22 protein-coding genes and 3 tRNA genes are annotated in these 26,084 nt (G+C 70.9%); 11 read left to right on the top strand and 14 right to left on the bottom strand.

Going from position 1 to position 26,084, the window contains the following annotated elements; translation table 11 throughout:
- Window positions 1–120 precede the first annotated feature (120 nt).
- Both tadA and ACK99Q_RS04980 read right to left on the bottom strand, forming a co-directional pair.
- The gene (tadA, locus tag ACK99Q_RS04975; protein ID WP_179428386.1) at window positions 121–543 is read right to left on the bottom strand and encodes a tRNA adenosine(34) deaminase TadA; all 423 of its coding nucleotides are present in this window, start codon (window positions 541–543) and stop codon (window positions 121–123) included.
- Between the two features lie 14 nt (window positions 544–557).
- The gene (locus ACK99Q_RS04980; RefSeq protein ID WP_410185112.1) at window positions 558–1,019 is read right to left on the bottom strand and encodes a tRNA adenosine deaminase-associated protein; all 462 of its coding nucleotides are present in this window, start codon (window positions 1,017–1,019) and stop codon (window positions 558–560) included.
- 46 nt (window positions 1,020–1,065) lie between these two features.
- On the opposite strand from ACK99Q_RS04980, the gene upp reads away from it, so the two are divergent.
- The 3 genes from upp to ACK99Q_RS04995 are packed head-to-tail and all read left to right on the top strand — an operon-like array spanning window position 1,066 to window position 4,205.
- Complete coding sequence (gene upp, locus ACK99Q_RS04985; protein WP_410185113.1) at window positions 1,066–1,707, top strand: uracil phosphoribosyltransferase; 642 nt, start codon at window positions 1,066–1,068, stop codon at window positions 1,705–1,707.
- A complete protein-coding gene (locus tag ACK99Q_RS04990; protein ID WP_410185114.1) occupies window positions 1,707–2,705 on the top strand; it encodes an adenosine deaminase in 999 nt (332 codons plus the stop codon). Before upp ends, ACK99Q_RS04990 begins: the two co-directional genes overlap by 1 nt.
- Window positions 2,706–2,750: 45 nt before the next feature.
- Complete coding sequence (locus ACK99Q_RS04995) at window positions 2,751–4,205, top strand: MFS transporter (RefSeq protein WP_410185115.1); 1,455 nt, start codon at window positions 2,751–2,753, stop codon at window positions 4,203–4,205.
- 100 nt (window positions 4,206–4,305) lie between these two features.
- Here the strand turns inward: ACK99Q_RS04995 and pntB are convergent, their stop codons facing one another.
- Window positions 4,306–5,712 carry a Re/Si-specific NAD(P)(+) transhydrogenase subunit beta gene (gene pntB, locus ACK99Q_RS05000; protein ID WP_410185116.1) on the bottom strand — a complete coding sequence of 469 codons (1,407 nt, stop codon included), beginning with the start codon at window positions 5,710–5,712 and terminating at the stop codon, window positions 4,306–4,308.
- Window positions 5,713–5,723: 11 nt separating this feature from the next.
- Window positions 5,724–7,265, bottom strand: coding sequence for a Re/Si-specific NAD(P)(+) transhydrogenase subunit alpha (locus ACK99Q_RS05005; protein WP_410186063.1), 1,542 nt, complete (start codon window positions 7,263–7,265; stop codon window positions 5,724–5,726).
- A 173-nt stretch (window positions 7,266–7,438) separates the two neighbouring features.
- Between ACK99Q_RS05005 and ACK99Q_RS05010 the strand changes: the two genes are divergently transcribed.
- Window positions 7,439–8,329, top strand: coding sequence for an SDR family oxidoreductase (locus ACK99Q_RS05010; protein ID WP_410185117.1), 891 nt, complete (start codon window positions 7,439–7,441; stop codon window positions 8,327–8,329).
- Between the two features lies 1 nt (window position 8,330).
- Here the strand turns inward: ACK99Q_RS05010 and ACK99Q_RS05015 are convergent, their stop codons facing one another.
- Complete coding sequence (locus tag ACK99Q_RS05015) at window positions 8,331–8,972, bottom strand: amino acid-binding protein (RefSeq protein ID WP_410186064.1); 642 nt, start codon at window positions 8,970–8,972, stop codon at window positions 8,331–8,333.
- Between the two features lie 95 nt (window positions 8,973–9,067).
- Here ACK99Q_RS05015 and ACK99Q_RS05020 point away from each other — a divergent pair, with 95 nt between their 5' ends.
- Both ACK99Q_RS05020 and ACK99Q_RS05025 read left to right on the top strand, forming a co-directional pair.
- Window positions 9,068–9,790, top strand: coding sequence for a DapH/DapD/GlmU-related protein (locus ACK99Q_RS05020; RefSeq protein ID WP_410185118.1), 723 nt, complete (start codon window positions 9,068–9,070; stop codon window positions 9,788–9,790).
- A 17-nt stretch (window positions 9,791–9,807) separates the two neighbouring features.
- Complete coding sequence (locus tag ACK99Q_RS05025; protein WP_410185119.1) at window positions 9,808–10,647, top strand: Ku protein; 840 nt, start codon at window positions 9,808–9,810, stop codon at window positions 10,645–10,647.
- 1 nt (window position 10,648) lies between these two features.
- Here the strand turns inward: ACK99Q_RS05025 and ACK99Q_RS05030 are convergent, their stop codons facing one another.
- Window positions 10,649–11,416, bottom strand: a complete 768-nt coding sequence (locus ACK99Q_RS05030) for a GAF and ANTAR domain-containing protein (RefSeq protein ID WP_410185120.1) — start codon at window positions 11,414–11,416, stop codon at window positions 10,649–10,651.
- Window positions 11,417–11,469: 53 nt separating this feature from the next.
- On the opposite strand from ACK99Q_RS05030, the gene ACK99Q_RS05035 reads away from it, so the two are divergent.
- Both ACK99Q_RS05035 and ACK99Q_RS05040 read left to right on the top strand, forming a co-directional pair.
- Entirely contained in the window at window positions 11,470–13,878 is a 2,409-nt protein-coding gene (locus tag ACK99Q_RS05035) for an ATP-dependent DNA ligase (protein WP_410185121.1), read from the top strand.
- A 42-nt stretch (window positions 13,879–13,920) separates the two neighbouring features.
- Entirely contained in the window at window positions 13,921–14,382 is a 462-nt protein-coding gene (locus tag ACK99Q_RS05040) for a hypothetical protein (RefSeq protein WP_410185122.1), read from the top strand.
- A gap of 64 nt (window positions 14,383–14,446) precedes the next feature.
- Here ACK99Q_RS05040 and ACK99Q_RS05045 read toward each other — a convergent pair whose 3' ends face one another.
- Window positions 14,447–14,620: a CsbD family protein gene (locus ACK99Q_RS05045; RefSeq protein WP_410185123.1), complete on the bottom strand. Its 174-nt coding sequence runs from the start codon at window positions 14,618–14,620 to the stop codon at window positions 14,447–14,449.
- A gap of 180 nt (window positions 14,621–14,800) precedes the next feature.
- Here ACK99Q_RS05045 and ACK99Q_RS05050 point away from each other — a divergent pair, with 180 nt between their 5' ends.
- Window positions 14,801–17,554, top strand: a complete 2,754-nt coding sequence (locus ACK99Q_RS05050) for a M1 family aminopeptidase (RefSeq protein ID WP_410185124.1) — start codon at window positions 14,801–14,803, stop codon at window positions 17,552–17,554.
- Between the two features lie 397 nt (window positions 17,555–17,951).
- Here the strand turns inward: ACK99Q_RS05050 and ACK99Q_RS05055 are convergent, their stop codons facing one another.
- The 3 genes from ACK99Q_RS05055 to ACK99Q_RS05065 all read right to left on the bottom strand — a co-directional run bounded on the left by ACK99Q_RS05055 (window position 17,952) and on the right by ACK99Q_RS05065 (window position 22,528).
- Window positions 17,952–21,650 carry an Ig-like domain repeat protein gene (locus ACK99Q_RS05055; RefSeq protein ID WP_410185125.1) on the bottom strand — a complete coding sequence of 1,233 codons (3,699 nt, stop codon included), beginning with the start codon at window positions 21,648–21,650 and terminating at the stop codon, window positions 17,952–17,954.
- Between the two features lie 249 nt (window positions 21,651–21,899).
- Window positions 21,900–22,274, bottom strand: coding sequence for a PH domain-containing protein (locus ACK99Q_RS05060; RefSeq protein WP_395486598.1), 375 nt, complete (start codon window positions 22,272–22,274; stop codon window positions 21,900–21,902).
- 178 nt (window positions 22,275–22,452) lie between these two features.
- Window positions 22,453–22,528: transfer RNA gene (locus ACK99Q_RS05065), tRNA-Arg, on the bottom strand.
- 93 nt (window positions 22,529–22,621) lie between these two features.
- Here ACK99Q_RS05065 and ACK99Q_RS05070 point away from each other — a divergent pair.
- A complete protein-coding gene (locus tag ACK99Q_RS05070) occupies window positions 22,622–23,269 on the top strand; it encodes a TetR/AcrR family transcriptional regulator (RefSeq protein ID WP_410185126.1) in 648 nt (215 codons plus the stop codon).
- Between the two features lie 44 nt (window positions 23,270–23,313).
- Window positions 23,314–23,403: transfer RNA gene (locus ACK99Q_RS05075), tRNA-Ser, on the top strand.
- A 138-nt stretch (window positions 23,404–23,541) separates the two neighbouring features.
- Here the strand turns inward: ACK99Q_RS05075 and ACK99Q_RS05080 are convergent.
- The 4 genes from ACK99Q_RS05080 to ACK99Q_RS05095 all read right to left on the bottom strand — a co-directional run bounded on the left by ACK99Q_RS05080 (window position 23,542) and on the right by ACK99Q_RS05095 (window position 26,060).
- Window positions 23,542–23,985: a hypothetical protein gene (locus tag ACK99Q_RS05080; protein ID WP_410185127.1), complete on the bottom strand. Its 444-nt coding sequence runs from the start codon at window positions 23,983–23,985 to the stop codon at window positions 23,542–23,544.
- 1 nt (window position 23,986) lies between these two features.
- Window positions 23,987–24,075, bottom strand: a tRNA-Ser gene (locus tag ACK99Q_RS05085).
- A gap of 162 nt (window positions 24,076–24,237) precedes the next feature.
- The gene (locus tag ACK99Q_RS05090) at window positions 24,238–25,290 is read right to left on the bottom strand and encodes a hypothetical protein (RefSeq protein ID WP_410185128.1); all 1,053 of its coding nucleotides are present in this window, start codon (window positions 25,288–25,290) and stop codon (window positions 24,238–24,240) included.
- Window positions 25,291–25,295: 5 nt separating this feature from the next.
- Entirely contained in the window at window positions 25,296–26,060 is a 765-nt protein-coding gene (locus tag ACK99Q_RS05095) for a carbon-nitrogen hydrolase family protein (RefSeq protein ID WP_410185129.1), read from the bottom strand.
- Window positions 26,061–26,084: the final 24 nt, after the last annotated feature.

Raw genomic sequence — 26,084 nt, forward strand, 5'->3', positions numbered from 1 at the left:
CGCAGGAGTCCCCGGACTATTCCCGGAGGGTCACTGAACGAGGCTTTCTGTCACTTCACGGGGTTCGCAAACCTCGTGAAGTGACGGTTTCCCCGCTTAACCGGGGAAACTGCGGAACCGTCAGCGCCCGAAGAAGGAGCGCAGCAGGACGGAGGAGTCGTCGGGCAGGACGTCGGCGAGGACCTCGGGCCGGTGGTTGAGGCGGCGGTCGCGCACCACGTCCCACAGCGAGCCGACGGCGCCGGCCTTCTCGTCCCAGGCGCCGAACACGAGCCGGTCGACCCGCGAGGACACCACGGCGCCCGCGCACATCGTGCACGGCTCGAGCGTGACCACGAGCGTGCAGCCGTCGAGCCGCCAGCGCCCGAGCGCGGCCGCGGCCGCCCGCAGCGCCACGATCTCGGCGTGCCCCGTGGGGTCGGCGTCGCGCTCGCGGGTGTTGCGGCCCTCGCCGACGATCTCGCCCTCGTGCACCACCACGGCGCCCACGGGCACGTCGCCCTCGGCCGCGGCCTCGCGCGCCAGCTCGAGCGCCCGCCGCATGTAAGGGTCCCAGGTCACCCGACGATCGCCTCGAACTGGTCGCCGAACCCCAGCTTCTCGGCGAGGTCGGCCAGCGCCTCGTCGGGGAAGAGGTCGTCGTCGTCGCACAGCAGGCTCAGCTCCACCGACGCCAGACCGAGGTCGCTGACGATGTCGAGGTCGCCCACGGGCATCGGCTCCTCGTCGGCGTCGGGCGCGTTCACCAGCTCGGCGAGGTCGGCCGCGATGGGCCAGTCCCAGACGGCCGTCGCGTCGGACAGCAGGGCGCGCACGTGCTCGCCGCTGCGTCGCACGATCACGAAGAAGTCGTCGTTGACCGAGGCCAGCCCGAGCACCCCGACATCGGAGGGGAATCGCGAGAGCGCGGCCGTCAGTCCGTCGAAGTCCTCACCCAGCCGGGGCGGGAGCTCGACGACGGTCCACGCACCCTCGTCGCGGTACGCCGCGATCACGAAGTCGACGTCGTCCTCGGCCACTCTGCGATGGTGACAGACGCCCGCGACCGGCCGCTACCCTCGAGGCATGCGTGTTCACGTCGCCGACCATCCCCTGATCTCCCACAAGCTCTCCGTGCTGCGCGACGCGAGCACCGACTCGCCCACGTTCCGGCGGCTCACCGAGGAGCTCGTGACCCTGCTGGCGTACGAGGCCACGCGTGAGGTCAGCGTCGAGCCCGTCGAGGTGACCACCCCGCTCACCACCACCGAGGGCGTCCGGCTCACCAGCCCGGGCCCGCTGGTCGTGCCGATCCTGCGCGCCGGCCTGGGCATGCTCGAGGGCATGCAGCGGCTGCTGCCCACGGCCGAGGTCGGCTTCCTCGGCATGATCCGCAACGAGACCACCTTCGAGGCCGAGACCTACGCCGAGCGCCTGCCCGACCGACTCGACGGCCGCCAGTGCTACGTGCTCGACCCGATGCTGGCCACCGGCGGCACCCTCGCGATGGCGATCGACTTCCTCGTGAAGCGCGGTGCGCGCGAGATCACCGCGATCACGCTGCTGTCGGCGCCCGAGGGCATCGAGCGGCTCGAGCGGGACACCGCCCACATCGACGCGCCCCTCCAGCTGTTCTCCGCCGGACTCGACGAGCGCCTCGACGAGAACGGCTACATCGTGCCGGGCCTGGGCGACGCCGGCGACCGTCTCTACGGCGTCGTGGACTGATGCACGAGTTCATCGCGGCGCTGCCGAAGGCCGAGCTCCACGTCCACCACGTCGGCTCGGCCTCGCCCGAGACCGTCGCCGAGCTCGCCTCGCGCCACACCGACTCGCCCGTGCCGGCCGACCCGGAGGCGCTGGCCGAGTACTTCACCTTCACCGACTTCGCGCACTTCATCGAGGTCTACCTGTCGGTGGTCGACCTGCTGCGCACGCCGGAGGACATCTGGACGCTGACCCACGAGGTCGGTCGTGACCTCGCCGCCCAGAACGTCCGCTACGCCGAGCTGACGATGACGCCCTACACGTCGATCGTGCGCGGCATCCCCGCCGAGGCGTACGTCGAGGCCATCGAGGACGCCCGCCAGGCCGCCGAGCGCGACTTCGGCGTGGCCCTGCAGTGGATCTTCGACATCCCCGGCGAGTCCGGCATCCCCGCCGCCGACGTCACGCTCGACACCGCGCTGCGGCTCGGCCCCGGCGCGCTCGTCGGCTTCGGCCTGGGCGGTCCCGAGATCGGCGTGCCGCGTCCGCAGTTCGCCCCGCACTTCGAGCGCGCGAAGGCCGCCGGCCTGCACAGCGTGCCGCACGCGGGCGAGTCCACGGGCCCCGAGTCGATCCGCGACAGCCTCGACCACCTCGGCGCCGAGCGCATCGGTCACGGCATCGCCGCCGCGCAGGACCCCGCGCTGATGGAGCGGCTCGTCGCCGAGGGAGTGGCCCTCGAGGTGTGCCCCACGTCGAACGTCCGCACCCGCTCGGTGCCGTCGCTGGCCGAGCACCCCCTGCCCGTCCTCGTCGAGGCCGGCGTCACGGTGACGATCAACTCCGACGACCCGCCGATGTTCGGCACCACGCTGAACGACGAGTACGCCGTCGCGGCCGACCTGCTGGGCCTCGACGAGGAGGGTCTGCGCGCGTTGGCCACCGCCGCCGTCGACGCCAGCTTCGCGTCCGACTCGATGAAGGCGCACCTGCGCCAGGAGATCTCCGCCGCCGGCTGACGCGCTCGACAGGACAGGCGGCGCGCGCACCGGCACAGTGGTCGGGTGGGCGACGGAACGACGCGCGGGGGAGCCGGTCCGATCGCCGTCGACGAGCCCGATCCACGGCGCTGGCACATCCTCGCGGTGACCCTCGTGGTCGGGTTCATGACCCTGCTCGACGTCACCGTCGTCAACGTCGCCGTGCCGTCGATCCGCGAGGGACTCGACGCCTCGGCCGGGACCGTGCAGTGGGTGGTCTCGGGCTACGCGCTGACCTTCGGCCTCGTGCTGGTGGCGGGCGGTCACCTCGGCGACGCGTACGGCCGGCGCCGGATCATGACGATCGGCCTCATCGCGTTCGTCGTCTCCAGCGCCGCCGTCGGCCTGGCGCCGAGCGCGGGCTGGATGATCGCGGCGAGGCTGGCCCAGGGCGCGGCCGCGGGCCTGCTCACGCCGCAGAACGCCGGCCTGATCCAGGAGCTGTTCACCGGGCCGGAGCGCGGTCGCGCCTTCGGCTACTTCGGCCTGACCGTCTCGGTCGCGTCCGGGATCGGTCCGGTCCTCGGCGGCGCCATCATCGCGCTGGCGGGCACCGACCTGGGGTGGCGGCTGATCTTCCTGATCAACGTGCCCATCGGTCTCGTGGCGCTCGTGGCGATCCGTCGCCTCGTGCCGGTGCCGCGCGGCGACACCGATCGCGAGCACATCGATGTCGTGGGTGCGCTGATCCTCGGCCTGACGGTGCTGTGCCTGCTGTACCCGCTCATCGCTGCCGAGTCCGGCGAGCGGCTGCCGCTGCTGCTCATGCTGGCGGTGCTGCCGCTCGCGGTGGCGTTCGTGCGGTGGGAGCGCTCCGTGCGGGCCCGCGACCGCCAGCCGCTGCTCGACGTCCGGATGCTGTCCGAGCTGCCCACCTACGGCAGCGGCATCGTCATCGGCACGCTCTACTTCGCGGGGTTCACGGGCGTGTTCCTGACGTCGTCCGTGTGGCTCCAGGAGGTGCGCGACCTGAGCGCCCTGCAGAGCGGCCTGCTGCTGACCCCCTTCGCGGTCGGCGCAGCGATCACGTCGACGCCGGCGGGCCGGCTGGTCAGTCGCGCCGGGCGCCTGGTCACGATCGGTGCGCTGGCCGTGATCATGGTCGGCTTCACCGCGATGGCGTGGGTGACGCCCGGGCAGAGCGACGAGGCACTCTGGTGGACCTTCGCGCCGTTGCTGCTGTTCGCCGGGCTCGGCGGTGGCGGCGTCGTCGCGCCCAACCAGACGCTCACCCTCCAGGACGTGCCGCCGAGGGTGGGCGGGGCTGCCGGCGGAGCGCTCCAGACGGGCCAGCGGATCGGGTCGGCGCTCGGCACCGCGGCGCTGATGACCGCCTACGGACTCACGGCGTCGGCCCACGACGGCGACACGGCCCTGCGGGTCTCGCTGCTCGCCTCGGTCGTGGTCCTCGGCCTCGCCCTGGCGGTCGCAGTGGGATCACACGTGCGGGCCGGCCGGCGCGAGGCCGCGCGCGACTGACCTCCGACATGTGAAGCGCTCCCCACCCTTCTCAGCCCGTGAGGGCCGAAAAACGGTGGAGAGCGCTACACATCTGGCCCGCCGGAGGCGGGGCCGGGACTCAGAGAGCCTTGATGATGTCCTCGACGCGGTCCTTGGCGTCGCCGAAGAGCATCTGGCTGTTCTCGCGGAAGAACAGCGGGTTCTGCACGCCCGCGTAGCCGGCGGCCATCGAGCGCTTGAACACGATGACGTTCTTGGCCTCCCACACGTGCAGGACCGGCATGCCGGCGATGGGGCTGGACGGGTCCTCGGCGGCGGCCGGGTTGACCGTGTCGTTGGCGCCGATGACGAGCACGACGTCGGTGTCGGCGAGGTCGTCGTTGATCTCGTCCATCTCGAGGACGATGTCGTACGGCACCTTGGCCTCGGCCAGGAGCACGTTCATGTGCCCGGGCAGGCGGCCGGCGACGGGGTGGATGCCGAAGCGGACCTCGACGCCCTTCTCGCGCAGGCGCGCCGTGAGGTCGGCGACGGGGTACTGCGCCTGAGCGACGGCCATGCCGTAGCCGGGCGTGATGACGACGCTCTTGGCTGACGAGAGCAGCTCGGCGGCGGCCTCGGCGTTGATCTCGCGGTGGTCGCCGTAGTCGGTGTCGTCGCCCGGGCCGGCCTCGATGCCGAAGCCGCCGGCGATGACCGAGATGAACGAGCGGTTCATCGCCTTGCACATGATGTAGGACAGGTAGGCACCGGAGGAGCCCACGAGCGCGCCGGTGATGATCAGCAGGTCGTTGTTGAGCAGGAAGCCCGAGGCGGCCGCGGCCCAGCCCGAGTAGCTGTTGAGCATCGAGACCACGACGGGCATGTCGCCGCCGCCGATGGAGGCGACCAGGTGCCAGCCGAGGCCGAGCGCGACGAGCGTGACCAGGATCAGCAGCCACAGGGCGGGGCTGACGACGAACCAGATCGTCAGGATCACGAACAGCGCGAGCGCGCCGAGGTTGATCCAGTTCTTGGCCGGCAGCACGAGCGGGGCGCTCTTCATCTTGGCGCTCAGCTTGAGGTAGGCCACGATCGAGCCGGTCAGGGTGACGGCGCCGATGAACACGCCGATGAAGACCTCGGCGTTGTGGATGTCGAGCAGGGTTCCGGCGTCTCCGGGCAGGTCGTGCGGAAGGTCGCGGTAGCCCAGGTAGCCGTTCCAGCCGACCAGGACGGCCGCGAGGCCGACGAAGGAGTGCAGCAGCGCGATGAGCTCGGGCATGCCGGTCATCTCGACGATCCGGGCGCGCCACAGGCCGATCGCGGCGCCGATCGCCATGGCGACGATCAGCAGGGCCAGGCCGATGCCGGGCTCGTTGTCGACCACGAGGACGAACGTCGCGGCGAGCGCGATCGTCATGCCCGAGATGCCGAAGACGACGCCCCGGCGGGCGGTCTCGTGCTTGCTCAGCCCGGCGAGGCTGAGGATGAACAGCAGGGCGGCGACGAGGTACGCCGCATTGGCGAGGGAGGAGGCAGTCACAGGTCAGCCCTTCACTTCGAGAACATGCTGAGCATGCGACGGGTCACGGCGAAGCCGCCGAAGACGTTGATGCTGGCGAAGAGGACGGCCACGAACGCCAGCGCCCGGATGACCGCATCGTCGGCGCCGATCTGGATCATGGCGCCGACCACGATGATGCCGCTGATCGCGTTGGTGACGCTCATGAGCGGCGTGTGCAGCGCGTGGTGCACGTGGCCGATCACGTAGTAGCCGATCACGATCGAGAGCGCGAGCACCGTGAAGTGCTGCGGCAGCTGGCCCGGCGCGGTGGCCAGGACCCACAGGAAGATCAAGACGCCCGCGGCGAGCGCGCCGATCTTGACGCCGGGGTTGACCGGCTTCTTGGGCTCGGGCGCGGGAGCCGGCTCCTTCGGCGCGGCGGCCGGGGCCGGAGCGGCCGAGACCTGCACCGGCGGCGGCGGCCACGTCTTCTCGCCGTCGCGCACGACGGTGACGCCGCGCTGGACGACGTCGTCGAAGTCCAGGACGATCTGGCCGTCCTTGCCCGGCGTGAGCAGCTTGATGAGGTTCACCAGGTTGGTGCCGTACAGCTGCGAGGCCTGCGTGGGCAGGCGGCCCGCGAGGTCGGTGTAGCCCAGGATCGTGACGCCGTTGTCGGTGACGACCTTCTGGCCGGCGACCGAGCCCTCGACGTTGCCGCCCTGCGCGGCGGCCATGTCCACGATGACGCTGCCGGGCTTCATCGAGGCCACGTCGGCGGCGGTGATGAGGCGCGGGGCGGCGCGGCCCGGGATCAGGGCGGTGGTCACGATGATGTCGACGTCGGCGGCCTGCTCGGAGTAGATCTCCGCGGCACGCCGGTCGTAGGCCTCGCTGGTGGCCTTGGCGTAGCCGTCGGAGGAGACCTCCTTGGCCTCCTCGGGAACGACCACCTCGAGGTACTCGCCACCGATCGACTTGACCTGGTCGGCGACCTCGGGACGCGGGTCGGTGGCGCGCACGATCGCGCCGAGGCTCGACGCGGCGCCGATGGCGGCCAGGCCCGCGACGCCGGCACCGGCGACGAGGACCTTGGCCGGCGGCACCTTGCCCGCGGCGGTGACCTGACCGGTGAAGAACCGGCCGAACTCGTGGGCGGCCTCCACCACGGCGCGGTAGCCGGCGATGTTGGCCATGGAGGAGAGCACGTCCATGGACTGGGCGCGCGAGATGCGCGGCACCGCGTCCATCGCCAGCACCGTGATCGGTCGCGACGCCAGCTTCTCCACCAGATCGGGGTTCAGGCCGGGACTGATCATGCTGATCAGCGTCGCGCCGTCCAGCATCAGGGCGATCTCGATCTCGGTCGGCGCGTTGACCTTGAAGATCACGTCGCTGGCCCACGCATCGGGCTTGTCGCTGATCGTGGCACCGGCCGCCGCGTAGGCGTCGTCGCTGAAGCTCGAGGCCGCTCCGGCCCCGCTCTCCACCGTCACCAGGTAGCCGAGATCGATCAGCTGCTTCACCGTCGCCGGAGTCGCGGCGACGCGAGTCTCGCCGGGCGCGGACTCCTTCACGACGCCGATCCGCATCGAGCCCAGATCGGGCAGGGGGGTGCTCATCCCGCAGACAATAGCCGGGTCTCTCCGGGGTCGGCGCATGAGGTAGGTCACGTTACGGACAGGTACCAGGGCGTCCGAGCGGCGACGAGCGAATGTGACATCGGCAGTGGCACATTTCACATACCGCCGGTATCTTGGCGGGCATGTCGTCTCTGAAGCCTCAGCAATTCCTCGGCAAGGTCGCGCTCATCACCGGCGCCGCGCGTGGCATCGGCGCCGCCGTCGCCCGGGCCTACGTCGCCCACGGCGGTCGCGTCGCCCTCGTCGGCCTCGAGCCCGACCTGCTGGAGGAGCTGAGCACCGAGCTCGGCGAGTCGGCCGCCTGGTGGCAGGCCGACGTCCGCAGCAGCGACCAGCTCCGCACCGCCATCGACGAGGCGGTGGCGTACTTCGGTCGCCTCGACCACGTGGTGGCCAACGCGGGCATCGCCTCCTACGGCACCGTCCGCCAGATCGAGGACGAGGCGTTCGAGCGCGTCATCGACGTCAATCTCAACGGCGTCTTCCGCACGGCCAAGTACGCGATCCCGCACCTGCGGGCCTCGAAGGGCTACCTGCTCGTCGTGTCGTCGCTGGCCGCGTTCTCCAACATCGCCGGACTCAGCTCCTACAGCGCGAGCAAGGCGGGCAACGAGGCACTCGCCGTCGCGCTGCGCCAGGAGGTCGCGCACCTGGGGATCAAGGTGGGCATCTGCCACCCCTCGTGGATCGACACCGACATCGTCCGCAACGCCGAGGCCGACCTGCCCACCTTCAAGGCGATCCGCCGCAAGCTGCCGTACCCCGCGAACACCACCACCGACGTCGAGACCTGCGCCGAGCGGATCCTGGTGGGCCTGGCGAAGCGCAAGAGCCGCGTCTACGTCCCGCGCGCCGTGCTGCTGGCCAACTGGACGAAGGCGTTCGTGAACTCGCCGGCCACGTGGCCGTACGTGCGGCTGCTGACCCGCCGCACGGTGCCGGCGCTGGAGCAGGAGGTCGCCGCGCTCGGCCGCTTCCACCACGCGCACACGCCGGTGACGCCGCAGCAGTAGGTCAGTCGCCCTCGGTCTGCACGGAGGCAGCGAGCGAGACCATGTGGCCGAGGCGCGCGATCTCCGAGGGCAGGAACTCCGGACCGCCGTGGCGGCCGACGGCGACGAAGAACTCGGTGCCCGAGCGGGTGGTGCCGGGGGAGCCGGCCAGCACGGTGGAGTCCCAGGCGGCCACCTCGGGCAGCGCGCGGGCGCTCTCGACCTTCAGCCAGCCGTCGCAGTCGGGCACGACGCGCGGCGCCGCCGAGGAGCCGTACATGAACGCCGCGCCCTCCTCACCGGGGCCCACGGCCATGGCCCAGTCGGTGCGGAACGTGGACGGGATGACCTCGACGAGGCGCTCGATCGCGAGGTCGGGCTCGTCGGTGAAGGCCTCGACCGCCTCGAGGTCCATGCTGAGGTTCGCGCCGGCGGTGTAGCGGCTGATCCAGTGGACGTGCACGCCCTCGAGCGCGTGGCAGGCCGTGATGAGCGCGTCGGGCATGACGGTGTGCGGGAGCTCGAGCAGCACGTCGTCGACCGCGATCCCGTCGGAGCGGTGCTCGACGATCTCGATCGCCTCGATGTCGGCGCCGGCACCACCGAGGGCCGTCGCGAGTGCGCCGAGGGAGCCCGGCACGTCGGGGAGCTCCACGCGCAACAGAAACGCCATGTCAGCCATTGTCGCGCGTCCCGATTGCGAGGAGGTAAACGCCGCGCTGGCGAGTCGCGGCGGGGTGCAGCCCCTAGGCTGGCGCCGTGGTGGAGCACGCACGCGGGACCGAGGGCCTGCGACTCGTCGGCTCGTCGCAGCTGCTGGCCGAGCCGCCGATCCGGATGCTGGGCGACCTGCTGGTCCGCGGCGGCACGACACGCGTCGGCGCGTTCACCAGCCTCGCCCACGGCGTCGAGTCCCAGGGCGCCACGATCGGCCGCTACTGCGAGTTCGCCCCCGACATCCTCATCAGCGCCACCGGCCACCCGCTGACGTGGCTCGGCGTGAACTCGTTCCAGTACAAGAAGGCCACGTGGGGTTGGCATCCCTCCGCGGCGGAGTCGGAGGTCATCGACCCCGAGGCCGGTGGGCGAACCTCGTTCCGCGGCGAGCCGTCGGTGGTCGGGAACGACGTGTGGATCGGCGCGAAGGTCGTGATCCTGCGCGGCGTCACGATCGGCGACGGTGCCGTCGTGGCCGCCGGTGCGGTGGTCACCGAGGACGTGGCGCCCTACTCGATCGTCGGCGGCATCCCGGCGCGCCCGATCCGCGACCGTGTCGACCCCGCCACGCGGGAGCGACTGCTCGAGCTCGCGTGGTGGCGGTTCTCGCCCAACCAGCTGGCGGGCGTCGCCTTCGACGACCTGCCGCGCGCGATCGCGCAGCTCGAGGAGCGCCTGCCCGACCTCGAGCCCCACGAGCCCGGCTTCGTGCCGATCGAGCCGCCGCAGCGCACGGACGCCAAGCGGTCGCGCTGGAGGCGCTGAGGGCGGATACTGGCTGGATGCGAGCCATCTGGAAGGGTGCGATCAGCTTCGGGCTGGTCCATGTGCCGGTGAAGGTGTACTCCGCCACCGAGAGCCACGACGTGTCGCTGCACCAGGTCCACGACGAGGACGGCGGCCGCATCCGCTACGAGCGCCGCTGCGAGATCTGCAAGGAGGTCGTCCCCTACAAGAACATCGACAAGGCGTACGACGACGGCGAGAGGACGATCGTCCTCACTGACGAGGACCTCAAGTCGCTGCCCGCTGAGCGCAGCCACGAGATCGACGTCGTCGAGTTCGTGCCCGACGACCAGATCGACGTCCTGCGCCTGGGCAACCCCTACTTCCTCGAGCCCGAGGAGAAGGCGCTCAAGCCCTACACGCTGCTGCGCCGCGCGCTCGAGGACACCGAGCGCACCGCCGTGGTCACGTTCGCGCTGCGCCAGCGCACCCGGCTGGGCGCCCTGCGGGTGCGCGACGACGTGCTCGTGCTGCAGACCCTCCTGTGGGACGACGAGGTCCGCACCGCCGACTTCCCCGTGCTGGAGAACACCGCGAAGGTGACCCAGAAGGAGCTCGCGATGGCGGGCCAGCTGATCGAGTCGCTCGCGGGCGACTTCGACGCCAGCCAGTTCACCGACGACTACCAGGAGCAGCTCAAGACCCTCATCGAGGCCAAGCAGAAGGCGGGCGAGGGCATCGACACCGAGGCCACCTTCGGCGAGCAGGAGGACGAGGGCGGCGAGGTCGTCGACCTCATGGAGGCGCTGCGACGCAGTGTCGAGGCGCGCAAGGGCGACGCGAAGTCCGACGACAAGCCCAAGAAGAAGGCGGCGAAGAAGAAGTCGTCGGCCTGAGTCAGGCCGGCTGCGGGTCGCCGGTCTCGGGAGCCTTCTTCGCGGGATCGGCCACGAGCGACTCCGGCACGTCCACGCGGACGGTGCCGGGGAACTCCGAGACGGGGCGCTTGCGGTTCTCCACGACCCAGGTGGCCACGGCGTGCAGCTTCTGGTTGTGGTTCTGGGAGTAGCGACGCAGCACGTCGAACGCGCGGTCGGCCTCGATGTCGAAGCGCTCCATCAGTATTCCCTGCGCCTGCCCGATGACCTTGCGGGCGTCGATCGCGTGGAGCAGTCCCTGCTCGTGGTGCGCGTTGGCGAGCGCGACCGAGGCGTGGCGGGCGAAGATCAGCGCCGTGGCGAGATCGTTGCCGTCGAACGCGTCGGGCCGGTCGGCGTAGAGGTTGAGCGAGCCGTAGCGGCGCTCGCGGGTCTCCAGCAGCACGCTCATCGCGCTGCGGATGCCGAGCTCGCCGGCGGCCCTGCCCCACTGGGGCCAGCGCGGGTCGAGGCCGACGTCGTTCGAGACGAAGCTGCCCCCGGCCTCGAGCGCATCCAGGCACGGACCCTCGTCGAGCTCGCGCTGGAGCTCGTGCGACCGGATCACGCGCTCGGAGGTCGTCGACGCCGTCTCGATGCGCGTGCGCGAGTGGACCAGCATGATGCCGGCGTCGTCGCACTCGGCAGCTTTGCGGGCGTACTCGGTGATGCGTTCCACGGTCTTCTCGGTGGTGGGCTGCTCGTGCAGGTCGAGCGCCACCTCGGAGAAGAAGTCAAGCACGGTCACGGCCGCTCCTTCACACTGGTGACTACAGACACTACGCGCAGGGGGTCAAGGTCGTGGCAGGCGCGTCCTCCCAAACCGTCTCGGTGGACGGACGGCTGTTGAGGCTGACCAACAGCGAGAAGCCGATGTATCCGGCCACGGGCACCACCAAGGCCGACGTCATCTCCTACTACGTGCAGGTCGCGCCGTGGCTGCTGCCGCACCTCGCGGGACGTCCGGTCACCCGCAAGCGCTGGGTGAACGGCACCGGCCCGGGGGCCGAGGTGTTCTTCGAGAAGAACCTGCCGGACTCCGCGCCCGACTGGATCCGCCGGGTCACGATCAAGCACAAGTCGCGCACGAACGTCTACCCGATCTTCGAGTCGGTGGCCGACCTCGCGTGGGCCGGCCAGGTCGCCGCGCTCGAGCTGCACGTCCCGCAGTGGCAGGTCGACGCCACGGGCGTCGCGCAGCATCCCGACCGCCTCGTGATCGACCTCGACCCCGGCCCCGGGACGGGCCTGCCCGAGTGCGTCGTGATCGCCCATGCGGCCCGCGAGCTATTGGCCGACATCGGGATCGAGTGCTTCCCGGTCACGAGCGGCAGCAAGGGCATCCACCTGTTCGCGCACCTCGACGGCACGCACGACTCCGACTACGTCAACGCCTTCGCGAAGCAGGTCGCGCAGGCGCTCGAGGCGTCGATGCCCGAGCTCGTCGTCAGCGACATGAGCAAGGCCAAGCGCTCAGGCAAGGTCCTGGTGGACTGGAGCCAGAACAACGGCGCGAAGACCACGATCTCGCCCTACTCCCTGCGCGGCCGCGAGGAGCCCACGGTCGCCGTGCCGCGCGACTGGGACGAGCTCGACGAGAGCCTGCGCCACCTCACGATCGACGAGGTGCCGGCGCGCCTGGCCGAGCGGGGCGATCCCATGGCCTCGCTCGCCGCGCCCGTGGCCGACAAGCTGTCCACCTACCGCTCGATGCGCGACGCCAGCCGGACACCCGAGCCCGTGCCCGACTCCGTGGTGCGCGGCCGCGACGGCGACCCGATCTTCGTCATCCAGGAGCACCACGCGCGCCGCCTGCACTGGGACTTCCGGCTGGAGCGCGACGGCGTGCTGGTCTCGTGGGCGCTCCCGAAGGGCGTGCCCGACTCGACGAGCGGCAACCACCTCGCGGTGCAGACCGAGGACCACCCGATGGAGTACGCGACCTTCGCGGGGAGCATCCCGAAGGGCGAGTACGGCGCGGGCGAGGTCACGATCTGGGACCACGGCCACTTCGACCTCGAGAAGTGGAACGACCACGAGGTGATCGCCACGCTCCACGGAACCCGGGAGGGCGGCCTCGGCGGCTCGAAGCGCCTCGCGCTCATCAAGACGGGGGAGAACTGGCTGATCCACCTCATGAAGGACCAGCAGCCCGGGGCGCCGTCCACGACCTCGCGGCCGAAGGCGACGAAGAGGGCGAAGCCGGCGCGGAAGAAGGCGCCCGCGGGGCGGTCGGGCTTCGTCCCGCCGATGCTCGCGGTGCTCGCGGGAGGTCGTGACGCCTCGGGCGATGGGTGGGCCTACGAGCTGAAGTGGGACGGCATCCGGTGCGTCGCGGTGGTCTCGGGCCAGGACGTGCGGCTGTACTCGCGCAACCACAACGACGTCAGCGCCAGCTATCCCGAGCTCCTCGAGGAGCTCGCCGGGCTCGGCCTCGACGCGGTCCTCGACGGCGAGATCGTCGCGATGGACGAGCGCGGCATCCCCTCCTTCGGCCGGCTCCAGCAGCGCATGGGCGTCACGAAGCCGGGTGACGTCGAGCGGCTCCGACGCACCACGCCCGTCCGGCTGATGCTGTTCGACCTCCTCGAGCGCGACGGCATGTCGCTGCGTGACCTCTCCTACGACGACCGCCGCGAGGCGCTGGAGGACCTGGATCTCGGGTCGGAGCTCGTGCACGCGCCGCCCGCCCACGGCGGCACCCTCGAGGAGGCCGTCGCGCTGAGCCGCAGCCACAAGCTCGAGGGCATCGTGGCGAAGCGGCGCGCGTCCACGTACGACCCCGGTGCGCGCTCCACCGACTGGCTCAAGATCAAGAACCAGGACACCCAGGAGATCGTCATCGGCGGCTGGCGCCCCAGCAGCGGCGGGCGGGGCATCGGCTCGCTGCTCGTGGGCGTGCCCGTGGAGGGCGGCCTGCGCTACCTCGGCCGCGTGGGCACGGGCTACAGCAACGCCGAGCGGCTCAAGCTGCGCTCGCTGCTCGACCCGCTCGAGCGCCAGACCTCGCCGTTCGTCGACGAGGTCGAGTCCGTCGCCTCGCGAGACGCCACGTGGGTCACGCCGCGGCTGGTCGGCGAGGTCGTCTTCGGCGACTGGTCGCCCGCGGGGCACCTGCGCCACGCCAGCTGGCGCGGGCTGCGCCCCGACAAGGACGCGGCCGACGTCGTCCTCGAGGGGACTGCCGAGGTGCGACTGACCCCGCCGTGAGCCACGATGGAAGTCCGACGACATCTGTGCGAAGGAGCCATTGTGGGCAAGAAGAGCGTGAAGGATCACGTCGACACCGTCGTGGAGCAGCTGCCGGACGCCTCCGAGCTGCGCGACCTCCGGGACCAGCTGGTGGAGCGTCTTCCCGACCGAGCCGAGTGGCTCGCGCTGCGCGACGACCTGCTGGAGAAGCTCCCGGACAAGAACGAGCTGCTCGACCTGCGCGACAATCTGGTCGACAAGCTGCCGGACGAGGTCAGCGACAAGCTGCCGATCGAGAAGCGCAAGCGCTTCACGGGCGTCAAGAAGGTCGCCTTCGTGGGCCTGCTGACGGCCGGCATCGCGGGCGTCGTGGCCTTCTTCAAGGCCAGGTCCGCCGACCAGCCGACGTACACGGCCTCGACCTACACGACGCCGGGCCGACCGACGACCACCACGACGCCGACCACGCCCACGGGCGACGTCGGCGCCACGGGCACGGTCACGCCGCCTCCGACCGTCTGACCGACACACGAGCGAGGGCCCCGGGAATCTCTTCCCGGGGCCCTCGTCGTCGTGTCCTGGATGATCAGTGCTTGAACGCGTCCTTCACGTTCTCGCCGGCCTGCTTGACGTCGGACTTGGCCTGGTCGCCCTTGCCCTCGGCCTCGAGGCGCTCGTTGTCGGTCGCCTTGCCGGTGGCCTCCTTGGCCTTGCCCTTGAGGTCTTCGGCGGCGTTCTTCAGCTTGTCGTCAAGTCCCATGATCTCCACCTTCGCTCGGGGTCTGTTCTTGTCTCCATGCCATCACGGACGCACGGTGCCCGCATCTCCAGAGCGACGCACCGCACGTGTTGCGGGCATGTGAAACCTCTGGCGTTCCAGTGACGCGCGCCACGTCCCTCGGACAGGATGAGCGGAACACCTCCCGACGAAAGAGCAGCAATGCCCCTCTCCCCACCCCTGACCCGACCGGCCCGGGCCGTCGCGGCCGCGCTCCTGAGCGGAGCCCTCTGCCTGGGCACGCTCGGCGCGACCGCCACGAGCGCCTCGGCCGCCGATCCGGTCGCCGGCGCCCGCACCTCCGGCGACTCCCTGTTCCCGAACGTGGGCAACGGCGGCTACGACGTCAAGCACTACGACCTCGACATCGCCTGGACTCCCGGCACGCCGGTCGCGACCGCCAGCACGATCGCCGCGACCGCGAAGATCACCGCGACCGCCGACGCGCCGCTCTCGGAGTTCTCGCTGGACTTCGAGGGCCTCTCGGTCGACTCGGTCACCGTGAACGGCGTACCCGCCACGTGGACGCGCGACGTCGACGCCGCGGTCACGAAGTACAAGCTGATCGTCACGCCGGCGACGCCCGTCGAGGGCGAGTTCACCACGGTGATCACGTACTCCGGCTCGCCCGTGACCCACATCGACCCCGACGGCTCGCGTGAGGGCTGGATCGCCGGCGACGACGGCGCCACCGCCGTGAACGAGCCCGTCGGCGCCATGACGTGGTACCCGGTCAACAACTCGCTGAAGGACAAGGCGAAGTACGACATCAAGCTGACGATCCCGCGGCTGATGGACGGCGAGACCATGGCCGCGGCCAGCAACGGCACGCTGCACTCCAAGACGCGCAACGGCGCGCTGGAGACCTGGCACTGGCGCCAGCCGAACCAGATGGTGCCGTACCTGTCGATGGTCTCGATCGGCAAGTACGAGGTGCGCGAGTCGGTGGTCGAGCTCGAGAGCGGCACGTACCGCGACTGGACGTTCCTCGACTCCGCGATGACGACCACGCAGCGGAGCACGACCCTGGCGAGCCTGGCGCAGACGCAGGACATCATGCGCTGGATGGAGTCGAAGTTCGGCCCGTACCCGGGCGTGGCCACCGGCGCGGTCGTCGACCGCATCAACGTGGGCTACGCGCTGGAGACGCAGGACCGGTCGTTCTACCAGAACTCGGTCAGCCGCGGCACGCTCATTCACGAGATCGCGCACCAGTGGTTCGGCAACGCGGTGTCGCCGACGGACTGGAGCGACCTGTGGCTCAACGAGGGCATGGGCGACTACGCCCCGCGGGCCTACAACCTCGCGAGCGGCACCACCACGACCACGCCGGAGACGGCCTACTACAACTCGTGGAACGCCAGCGCCCCGACGGCGGGCCAGTGGCAGGTGCCGCTGGCGGGCTTCACCGATCCGGCCATCCTCTTCAACTACGTCTACGGACGCGGCGGCATGACGTTCGAGGCACTGCGCACCATCGTGGGCGACGAGGCCTGGTTCGAGATCCTGCGCACGTGGGTCGCGGAGAACAACGGCTCGGACGCCTCGACGGCCGACTTCGTCGCGCTCGCGAACCGGGTCTCGGGCCAGGACGTCCGGCCCGTGCTGAACCCTTGGCTGTACGGCACGGTGAAGCCGGCGTGGCCGTCCAAGTGGAACCTGTCGGCCGCTGCCGACGCCACGGGTCCGGTCGCCGCGGGTGACACGGTCGTGCACACGCTGACGGCGCAGAACACCGGCAAGGTGGCTCTCGGCGGTCAGACCGTGACGGTCGACGTCGCCGATCTCGTCGACGACGCACGCCTCGGCACGCTGCCGGCGGAGTTGGCGAACCTCGGCGGCACGCTGCGGTGGACGATCCCGGCCACGGCGGCCGGCACGTCCGCGACCGTCTCGTTCCCCGCCACGGTCAAGGAGTCGGCCTCCGGCGGCACCGTCGGCATCACGACGAGCAGCAGCGCGCTGGGCTCCTTCTGCGTCACCTGCAGCGTCTCGACGGCGGTCGCCGACCAGGACGACGCGTGGACGCTCGGCCTGTCGGCAGACCCGCTGCCGGGAGACGTCGACACCGGCGACGAGATCACCTACAGCCTGGCCGCGAAGAACACGGCGGTGCACCCGCTGCGCGACGCGACGGCCGAGATCGACCTGTCCGACGTGCTCGACGACGCCTCCGTGGTGTCGCTGGGCGACGGCCTCGAGCTCGACGGCACGACGCTGCGCTGGTCCGTGCCGCGCGTCTCGAGCGGCCAGACCGCGCGCGCGGACTTCACGGTCCGCGTCGAGGCGGAGTCGGACGCGTCGCTGCGGATCTCCGCCGCTCCCGGCACCGCCGGCGGCACGGGAGAGCCCACGCTGACGCACACGGTCGGCCTCAAGCCGCTCGGCCCGGCCCCGGTGCCGGTCGTGAGCGGCACGGGACGCGTCGGCACGGTCCTGACGGCCTCGGCCGGCACGTGGCCCGCCGGCACGGCACTGACCTACCAGTGGTCGGTCGGCGGCGCGCCCGTCGCCGGCGCCACCGGGTCGACCTACCGCCTCGCGCCGAAGGACGTGGGACGGGTCGTGACGGTCGCCGTCACCGGCACGAAGGCCGGCTGGGCGCCCGTGACGAAGGTCAGCAAGGCGCTCAAGGTGGCTCCCGGCCTCCTGACGCGCACGCCGCGGCCGTTCCAGAGCGGCCTGCCGAAGGTCGGCCGCACGCTGAAGGTCAACCCGGGTCGCTGGGACTCCGGCGTCACGCTGTCGTACCGCTGGTACCGCGGCAGCAAGGCCATCAAGGGCGCGACGAAGAAGTCGTACAAGCTCACGAAGGCCGACCGCGGTCAGCGGATCCGGGTCAAGGTCACGGCTCGCAAGACCGGCTACGCGACGGTCGTGAAGTACACGCCCCGCTCGGCGAAGGTCATCAAGTAGGTCCTGGCACCGGCGTCACGAGCGCCCCGGTCCGCGAAGGCGGGCCGGGGCGCTCTCGTCTGTCCCCGCCCGCCCATCCGTCCCACCCGTCCACCGTTTCCCCGGTTACGTGGGTTCCTTGTCACTGACCGGGGGTTGCGATCCCCGGTCAGTGACAGGAAACCCCGGTCAGAGGGGCCCGTCATTCCAAGTGGGGGCGCGGGGCCGCGCTGGGACGCCACCTGCCTCCTCGCTGCGACCGGCCGGGGTTCGCCTCCACTTCCCGGGGTTCGCGATCCCCGGTCGGTGACGGCAAACCCACGTAACCGGGGAAACCGTCGCCCGATCGGACCGCCGAGGGGCGGGAGACACGACGAGGCCCCGGCAGCGGATGCTGCCGGGGCCTCGTGTGACTTCGTCAGCGCAGGCGCACCGACTTCGAGCTCGTGCTCGAGCCGTAGTTGGCGTCACCGGAGTAGACGACCTTGACCCGCAGGCCCTGGCGCTTCTTCGGCGTCTTCACCGTGAAGGACGCCTTGCCGGTCGACGTGACGCGCACGGTCCGGGCCAGCTTGTAGCCGCCCTTCGCCTGCTTCACGTAGACCTTGACCGTGCCGGTCGGGGCGACCTTGGCGACGCCGCCGCGGACGGCGAACTTGCCACGCAGGGTCGTGCCGGCCTTGACCGACGACTGCGCCGAGAGGCTCGTCGTCGTGGCCTTCTTCGTCACGGTCAGCATCGACGAGATGCCCACCCCACCCTCGGTGAGGTCGGTGCCGTCGTACGACGCGGCGACCGTGTAGCGGCCCGGCTTCAGGGTGGCCGGCAGCGTGAGTGAGGCCGAGCCGTCCTTGGCCAGGGCGACCTTCTTCGTGACGGTGCCGTAGCGGAAGGTGACGTTGCCGCCGTCCGCGCCGCCGACGACCGCCGACAGCCTCGCGGCCTTGCCGAACACGGTGGTGGCGCTCGAGAGCGACATCACCAGGGTCGGCTTGCCCTTCACCAGGGTGAAGGTGACCGCACCGGACGTCGAGCCGGCGGTGACGCCGGTCTCGGCGAACGTCGCCACGATCTCGTGCGCACCGGCCTTGAAGCCCGGGACGCCGAGGGTGGCCACGCCGTCCACGACCTCCGCGGTGCCCAGCGAGGTGTCGCCGTCGAAGAACTCGACGCTGCCGGTGGTGTCGCCACCGCCGACCGTCGCCGTGAGCGTGACCGCCTCGTTGATCTTCGGCGCCTCGGGGGAGATCGACAGGGTCGTCGTGCTCGCGTCGAGGATGGCCACCGAGGTGGTGCCCGTGCGGCCGGTGCCGCTGCCCGTGACCGTCACGTCCGCGGCCCCGCGGGTGGCGGTGTCCGGGATCGCGACGGCGGCGCTGACGGCACCGGAGCCGTCGGCCACGGCGACGACCGGGTCGACCCCGGCGATCGTCACGGTGACGCCCTCACCGGAGCGGAAGCCGCCCGCGGTGACGGTGACCGACGCGCCCGGCTGGGGCTTGTCGTCGCTGACCGAGACGTCGGCCTGCTCGTCCTTCGCGGCGAGCTCCGCGCACGCGTCGCCCTGGACACCCGCCGGCGGCAGCGCCGTCGCCGAGCCCGTGACGCCGTCGTCCTCGCGGACGATCATCCAGTCGAGGGCGTTCGTGCCCATGACCGCGCCGGCCGTGTTGATGACCGAGGCCTTCACCGAGGTGGAGGCCGTCGTGCTGGCCAGCTGGTCGCCGAGCACCGGGGCGGTGACGACCTTGCAGGTCTCGCCCGGGGCGAAGGTGACCTTCTCCATCGCGATGCCCGCGCGGCCCGTGGCCGAGCCGAGCGCCGACACGTAGCCGGTGACCGGGATCGAGGCCGCCTCGTCGAGGTAGACCGCGATGTCGGCCGTGCCCGGACCGTTGCCCTCGTCGACGACGGGGGCCTTCACGTTGAGCGTCGGCACCGTGGTGCTGTTCGCCGTGCCGACCGCCGAGCTCTCGAACGCGAGGTCGGACAGGAACACGCCGCCGGTGGCCAGGGCGTCCGGACCGGCGAGGGCGCCGAAGCGGACCTCGCGGATGTCCGAGACGTTCAGGCCGGCGTCCGCCAGCGTGGCGACCGGGAGGTCGACCTGCTGGAGCACGATCTTCTTCAGGATCGTGCTGGTCGAGGCGGGCAGGCGCGTGGTCGCCAGCGGGTTGAGGTCCGCGACGGGCGCCGTAAACGTCCGGCCGGCGTTGTCGACCACGGTCAGCGAGATCGCGGTGCTGCTGGCGACGGTGTCGTCAGCGGCGACCTTGAACGACAGGCGCTCCGAGTCCGACGCGTTGCGCGCCTTCGCGGGGACGCTGACGCGCACCTCGCTGGGCGTCACGGTGGTGGTGCCGGTGCCGAGGGCCGTCCACGAGAACTTCGTGACCGGCGTCGCCGGGACGTTGCCGCCGTTGCTGGCGGGCGTCCAGTGCGGCAGCGCGCTGGTGCTGATCGTCGAGGGCGTGCAGGCCGGGAGCGGCTGCGCGACCGTGCGACCGGCGGCGCTCGCGCAGACCGTGGCGGTGGCCGCGCCCTGGACGCGGACCAGCGAGCTGGTCTCCTCGAACGTCGTGATCGTCTTGCGTGCCGAGGCCGGGGCCGTCGACATGCTGCGGATGTCGGCCGAGCCGAGCACCTCGGGCACCTGCGCGGAGCCGTCGAACATGGGCAGGAACTGCTTCTCGTCACCCATCGTCAGACGGAACCAGCCGGCCATGTAGGCCGTGCCGGCGTCGTACTGCGCGTCGGCGCTCAGGCGGATGTTCGTCTCCGAGCGGGGGCCGCAGACGGCGTCCGTGGAGGTCGCGCCCCAGTCGTCGGAGACGCTGTACGCGTACTTCCCGGGGGTCCAGACGGTGTTGTAGAAGTTGTGGTTCGCGCCCATCATCCACACGCCGCTGCGCAGCACGTCGTCGTCGAACGCGTAGCGCGAGTCGTCGAGCATGTGCTGGCCCTGCTGGTTGGAGACGTCGCCGTCGCAGTAGGGCAGGACCACGTTCATCGGCACGTTCGGCACCGTCATGCGCGCGAAGTCGACCGGCGCGAGCGGCAGGATCGACGTGATCTTCCACGGCTTCGCGAGGCCCTGGTTGAGCGTCGCGGCCGAGGTGACGCCTTCGCCGCCGCGCGAGTGGCCCATCATGCCGATGTTCGAGAAGTCGAAGCGACCCACGAAGTCGGCCGGGGCCAGACCCGCGGTGCCCTCGGTCAGGCCCGGCAGGGGCGCCTGGTTGGCGAGTGCCTGCTCGAGCGTGACGTCGGCGTCGGTCTGCTGGTCGTAATAGCTGACCGCAGCGCCCTCGTTGGCCTTCTTGAGCATCGTGAGGGTGTCCAGCAGCAGCTGGCCGCGTGCCTGGGCGCCCTGGTCCAGCGCGAGCTGGTTGTCGTTGGAGTTGATCGCGTTGGCCGAGATCGACACGACCGCGTAGCCGTGGCTGGCCAGCGCGCGAGCCGTGCCGTCGTAGCCGGCGAAGCTCGGGATGTTGATCTGGTTCGCACCACACGGCCAGCGGTTCGGGTTGGCGGTGCCGGTGGAGCACGAGGTGTGGCGGCCGTGCAGCAGCAGCACGACCGGGCGGGCGCCGCCGGTCTTGGGCAGGTAGACCTTGCCCTGCAGCTCACCGCGGATGCCGCCGATCGCCGCGAGCGGGATCGACTGCGCGCCGAAGTTGTAGACGGCCTCGGTGTGCTCGAACTCGCCGAGCGACGCGGGGTTCGCGTCGAGGGCCTCGGGATCGGCCTCGGCGATCTCCTCGACGCTCGTGACCTGGGCCGGGGCGCCGGACGGCTTGCTGAACCAGCCGGCCTCGATGTCGTCGGCCTTCAGCACGGACGCGTCGGCGGTGAAGACGCTCAGGCTCTTGCCGTCGGCGGACTCCGTGGCGATGCCGATCGGCTCGCCGTCGACCTCGATGGTCGGGGCGTCGGAGACGACCGGGAGCTTCTTCGCCAGGTCGACCGTGACCAGGTAGCCACCGGCGGCGCGCGAGACCGTCCAGTCGCTGCCGGAGGCCAGCTCGCCGTCGTCGGCGTGGGCGGGCACCGCAGCCAGTGGCAGCGCGAGCAGCGCTCCCACGGTGGCGAGCCGCCATCCTCGTTGTGTGAACACGTGATCCCTCTCGGGTGGGGGAGCTCGCAGGTGGGGAAGCGAGCGGGGACCGTCCGAGTCTGGGAGGGCTTCGTTTCGCCGATGTGACGAGAAGCGCTCATCCAGATGTGCTGACGGCGTGTCACGTAACAAGTGCGCGACCGTGGCGCGTCGTCGTGTCCACGGACGGAACGCGGCGCACCTTTGGTACCCAGATGTCGCGGGGGCGACCCGAAGGTCGAAGGATCGCGCGCGGCGGTTGCCGGTGTGTCAGCCGGCGTTGAGGACGGCCCAGCCGATGAGCTGGTCGAGGCGACGCACGTCGATCTTCTTGTCCAGCTTGATCTTGATGTGGCCGGCGCGCGTCCAGAGCTCGAGCTCGGCGTTGAAGTCGAGGAACTTGCCGGCGTTCTCGGATGACCACATGTCGATGCGGCTGTACGGAAGTGAGTAGACCTCGATCTTCTTGCCGGTCATGCCCTGCGCGTCGCGCACGATCAGGCGCTTGGTCGTGAAGATCGCGGAGTCCCGGAAGGTCTTGAACGCCGCGACTGCCTGCTCGCCCTCGACGAGGAGGTCGGTGACGTCAGCGGGAATCGGGATCTCCTGGACGAGGGTCCAGGCGGTGATGGGGGCGGTTTCCATGACGGGAGGGTGGCACAGGAGCCAACTCTGCGTGGGCGAAACGCGGCAGGAGGAGACGGAGACCCCCGAGCGACGCATCTTGGTACCCAGATGTCGCTGGGGCGACCCGAAGGTCGAAGGATCGGTCGCGGCGGGGAACGAGAGACCCCCGGCGACCTGGTGGTCGACCGGGGGTGTCTGGCGCGCCCGTAGGGATTCGAACCCCAAACCTTCTGATCCGTAGTCAGATGCTCTATCCGTTGAGCTACGGGCGCACGCCCTTGCGGGCCTCGACGAGTCTAGCGGGTGTTCCCTCGAGGTGCGAAATCGGGGCAACGGACGGGCCGAAATCCCGTAAGTTGGCTTCGATGTCAGATTCCCCCCGCCTGCCCCAGCGCCGCGACGCCGTGGCGAACCGCGAGCGCATCATCGACACCGCCGAGGCCTACTTCGCCGAGAACGGCCTCGACGCGCCCCTGCACGGGCTCGCGGGGGCCGCGAAGGTCGGCACCGGCACGCTCTACCGGAACTTCGCCTCGCAGGAGGAGCTGTGGCGGGCCCTCTACGACCGGTACATCGCGATCTTCGACGAGATCGCGGAGCGCGCGATGGAGGCGCCGTCGGGCTGGGAGGGCATCGAGCTCGTGGTCGACGAGGCCACCCAGGTGATGATCGACCGGCGCATCGTCGCCGAGGTGATGCGCCGCCAGGCGATCAACGACCCGGACTACCGGCCCACCGACCGCTGGGTGGGCACGCTGGCGATCCTCGCGCAGCGTGCCGTGGCCGAGGGCTCGGCGCGCGACGACCTCGCCGTGGCCGACCTGAGCGCCGCACCGCTGATGCTCGGCGCCGTCCACACGGCCGCGCCGGAGAACCGCGAGTGGCTCGCCCGCCGCATGCGCACGCTCCTGCTGGACGGCATGCGGGCCCATCCGCACGAGGCCACCCCGCTGGCCGAGCTGCCGCCGGACTTCTACGATCGCGGCGCCTCGATCGTCAAGCGCACGACCTGATTCGGCGGCTGGGGGTCGGGGTGGGTATCCTGATCCGGTTGTCTGGAGATGTCGCATAGTGGCCTAGTGCGCCCGCCTGCTAAGCGGGTTGAGGTTTAAACCTCTCGCGGGTTCAAATCCCGCCATCTCCGCCAGTGCGGTGGGAGCAGGAGAGCCTGCTCCCGCCGTTCCTGTTTGCTGGTGTGGGCTGCCGGCACCGGGGCGGGGCTTGCTCCGCCAATGTGAAGTGGGAGCAGGCTCAGCCTGCTCCCACTTTCGCGTTCCCGGAGCTCTCAGAGGCCTTCGGTCGGGTCGAACCGTCGGTAGCCGTTGGCGGTGTTGAGCCGGTCGTAGACCTCGCGGACGAGCTCGGCCCGGCGCGTGCGGTCGACGAGGCTCAGCGGGAACGCGGTGATCGCGCCGGTGCCGTCGGTGAAGCGCAGCAGGCCCTCGCTGATCTCGACGGACTCGACCTGCTTCCACGTGAGGTCGCCGTGGCGCCCGCGCGCGCGGAACCCTGCCTGGTCGAGGGTCAGGACGACCGGCGGCCGCAGATTCATCACGGCGGCCACGAGGAGCGCGATCACGGCCACGCCGGCGGCGAGGACGGTCACGGTGGTGCGCAGGGCACTGTCGGTCCCGGTCAGGAACGCGACCAGCACGCCCACGGCAGCGACGATGAAGCACACCCCGGCGAGCACCATGAGGTGCGCGCGATCGAGTCGGTAACGGTTCACGCAGAGGGGACGGGATTCGAACCCGTGGCTGACATCTCTGCCAGCGACCGCTTTCAAGGCGGTTCCGATCGGCCACTCCGGCACCCCTCCAGGCCCGCCGCCGAGGCGGCGGGACCTGCGTCGATTCTCGCATTCCGCACGCGGAGCGCCCCGACGCGGCACCCCTCCCCACTTGTGGAACGCCTTGCACCCTTCCCGCGGCGGAAAGGGTGCAACCCGTTCCACAAGTGGAGAGGGGGAGAGGCGGAGGGATCAGCGCAGGGGCGAGAGGCGCCCGGGCTCGGTGCGCTCGGCGTGCTGCACGGCACGCGCGGAGCGGCGCGACTGCGGCCGGAAGAACACGGCCCGGATGACCAGGCCGATGACCAGACCGATGGCCGCGCTGTAGAGCGTGGAGAGGGCGAAGTACGAGGGGTAGGCCCGCGGGTCGATGAGCGAGTTCGCGACGATCACGGTGCCGACCACGGCGAAGACGCACACCCACCAGCCCTCGCGGTAGCGCGACCGCATCGAGACGCCCACGATCAGCGCCGGGAAGCCGATGAGGAACTCGTAGGGCCGCGGCACGCCGCCGATGTTCTGGCGCAGCCACACGATCGTGTCGTCGAGCAGGTTCGTCAACGCGGGCGATCCGGCCGTGCGCACGAAGCTGCCGTAGAAGAACAGTCCCACCGCGATGACGGCCACGGCCACGAGCAGCTTGAGGTGGCGGCGACCGAAGCCGTGCAGGCTCGAGCCGAGACGCCACACGATCGAGACGGCCAGCGTCACCGACACGGCCATGACCATGAGGCCGAAGGGCCGCACGTCCACCGAGGCGTTCCACGCCGCGACGCCCACGGCGCCGCTGACGGCCAGGACCAGCATCACGACGTACTCGCGCAGCACCTGCAGCACGTTGGCCGCGGGACGCGTGAAGACCACGGCGGTCACCGCCGAGAGCACGGCCGTGGCACCGGCGGACGCGGCGAGCAGCGAGTTCATGTCGGTGAGCACCGCGGCCACCGCCAGCAGGCCCGAGAGCGTCACCCAGATGCGCATGTAGCCGCCGACCCGGTGGGTCAGGATCACCGCGAACACCACGAGCAGTGCTGCCGCCGAGGGCCGCCAGAGCCACGAGGGGGCGGCGACGTCGGAGATCGACGTCGCCGCGCCGAGGGTGCTCGCGAGCCAGGCCAGGAAGGTGCCGAGCATCAGCAGGCGCGCCCAACGGGGCGACGCGACCCGCGGCTCACGGGTCGCGACCTCGTACGGGGTCGGGACCGACGTGTCCAGTCGTCGTCGGCCCGGCGTGGCGGTCGTCACTGCGTCTACATCCTCCGGTTGGCAAGCGACGGGTTCACGTCGCGAGAGTGCTGCACGGCGTCCACCGCGATCTGCGCGGTGACCAGCTCGTCCCCCCCGGCGGCCTCCTCCACGATAGTTCCCCACGGATCGGCGACCAAGGAATGACCGCTGTAACGCTCGCCGCCCTGGCCCGCGGCGGCCACCCAGACGGTGTTCTCGATGGCCCGCGCGCGCAGCAGCGTGCGCCAGTGGTCGACCTTGTGCTCGCCCGCGACCCAGGCGGCCGGCACCACGAACGCGTCGGCCCCGCCGTCGACCAGGCGACGGGCCAGCTCGGGGAACCGCAGGTCGTAGCAGGTCATCAGGCCGACCGTGAGGTCCTCGACGGTGACCGTCACGGGCTCGATCTCGCCGGCGCGCAGGCGGTCGGACTCGCGGTAGCCGAAGGAGTCGTAGAGGTGGATCTTGCGGTAGGTCGCGGAGAGGTCGCCGTCGGGGCCCATCACGACGAGCGTGTTGAAAGGCAGGCCGTCGGTGCGCTCGAACATGCCGGCGACGATCGTCGAGCCGAGGCGCCGTGCCTCCCGAGCGAGGAGGTCCACGAACGGGCCGTCGAGCGGCTCGGCGACGGCCGCGAGGTCGTGGTCGGCGGCCCCGAAGTCGTGCATCGCGCCCTCGGGCAGCACGACGAGTCCACCGCCCTCGACGTCGCGGAGCCGCGCCTCCACGTGGTCGCGATTCGCGGCCGAGTCGAGGGTCGCGGCCAGTTGCACGAGCGTCACCTGCATGTGGACCAGTGTGCCGGTCACTAC

The sequence above is a fragment of the Aeromicrobium sp. MLTX1 genome (genome assembly GCF_046452335.1).
In the GTDB taxonomy this organism is placed as follows: domain Bacteria; phylum Actinomycetota; class Actinomycetes; order Propionibacteriales; family Nocardioidaceae; genus Aeromicrobium.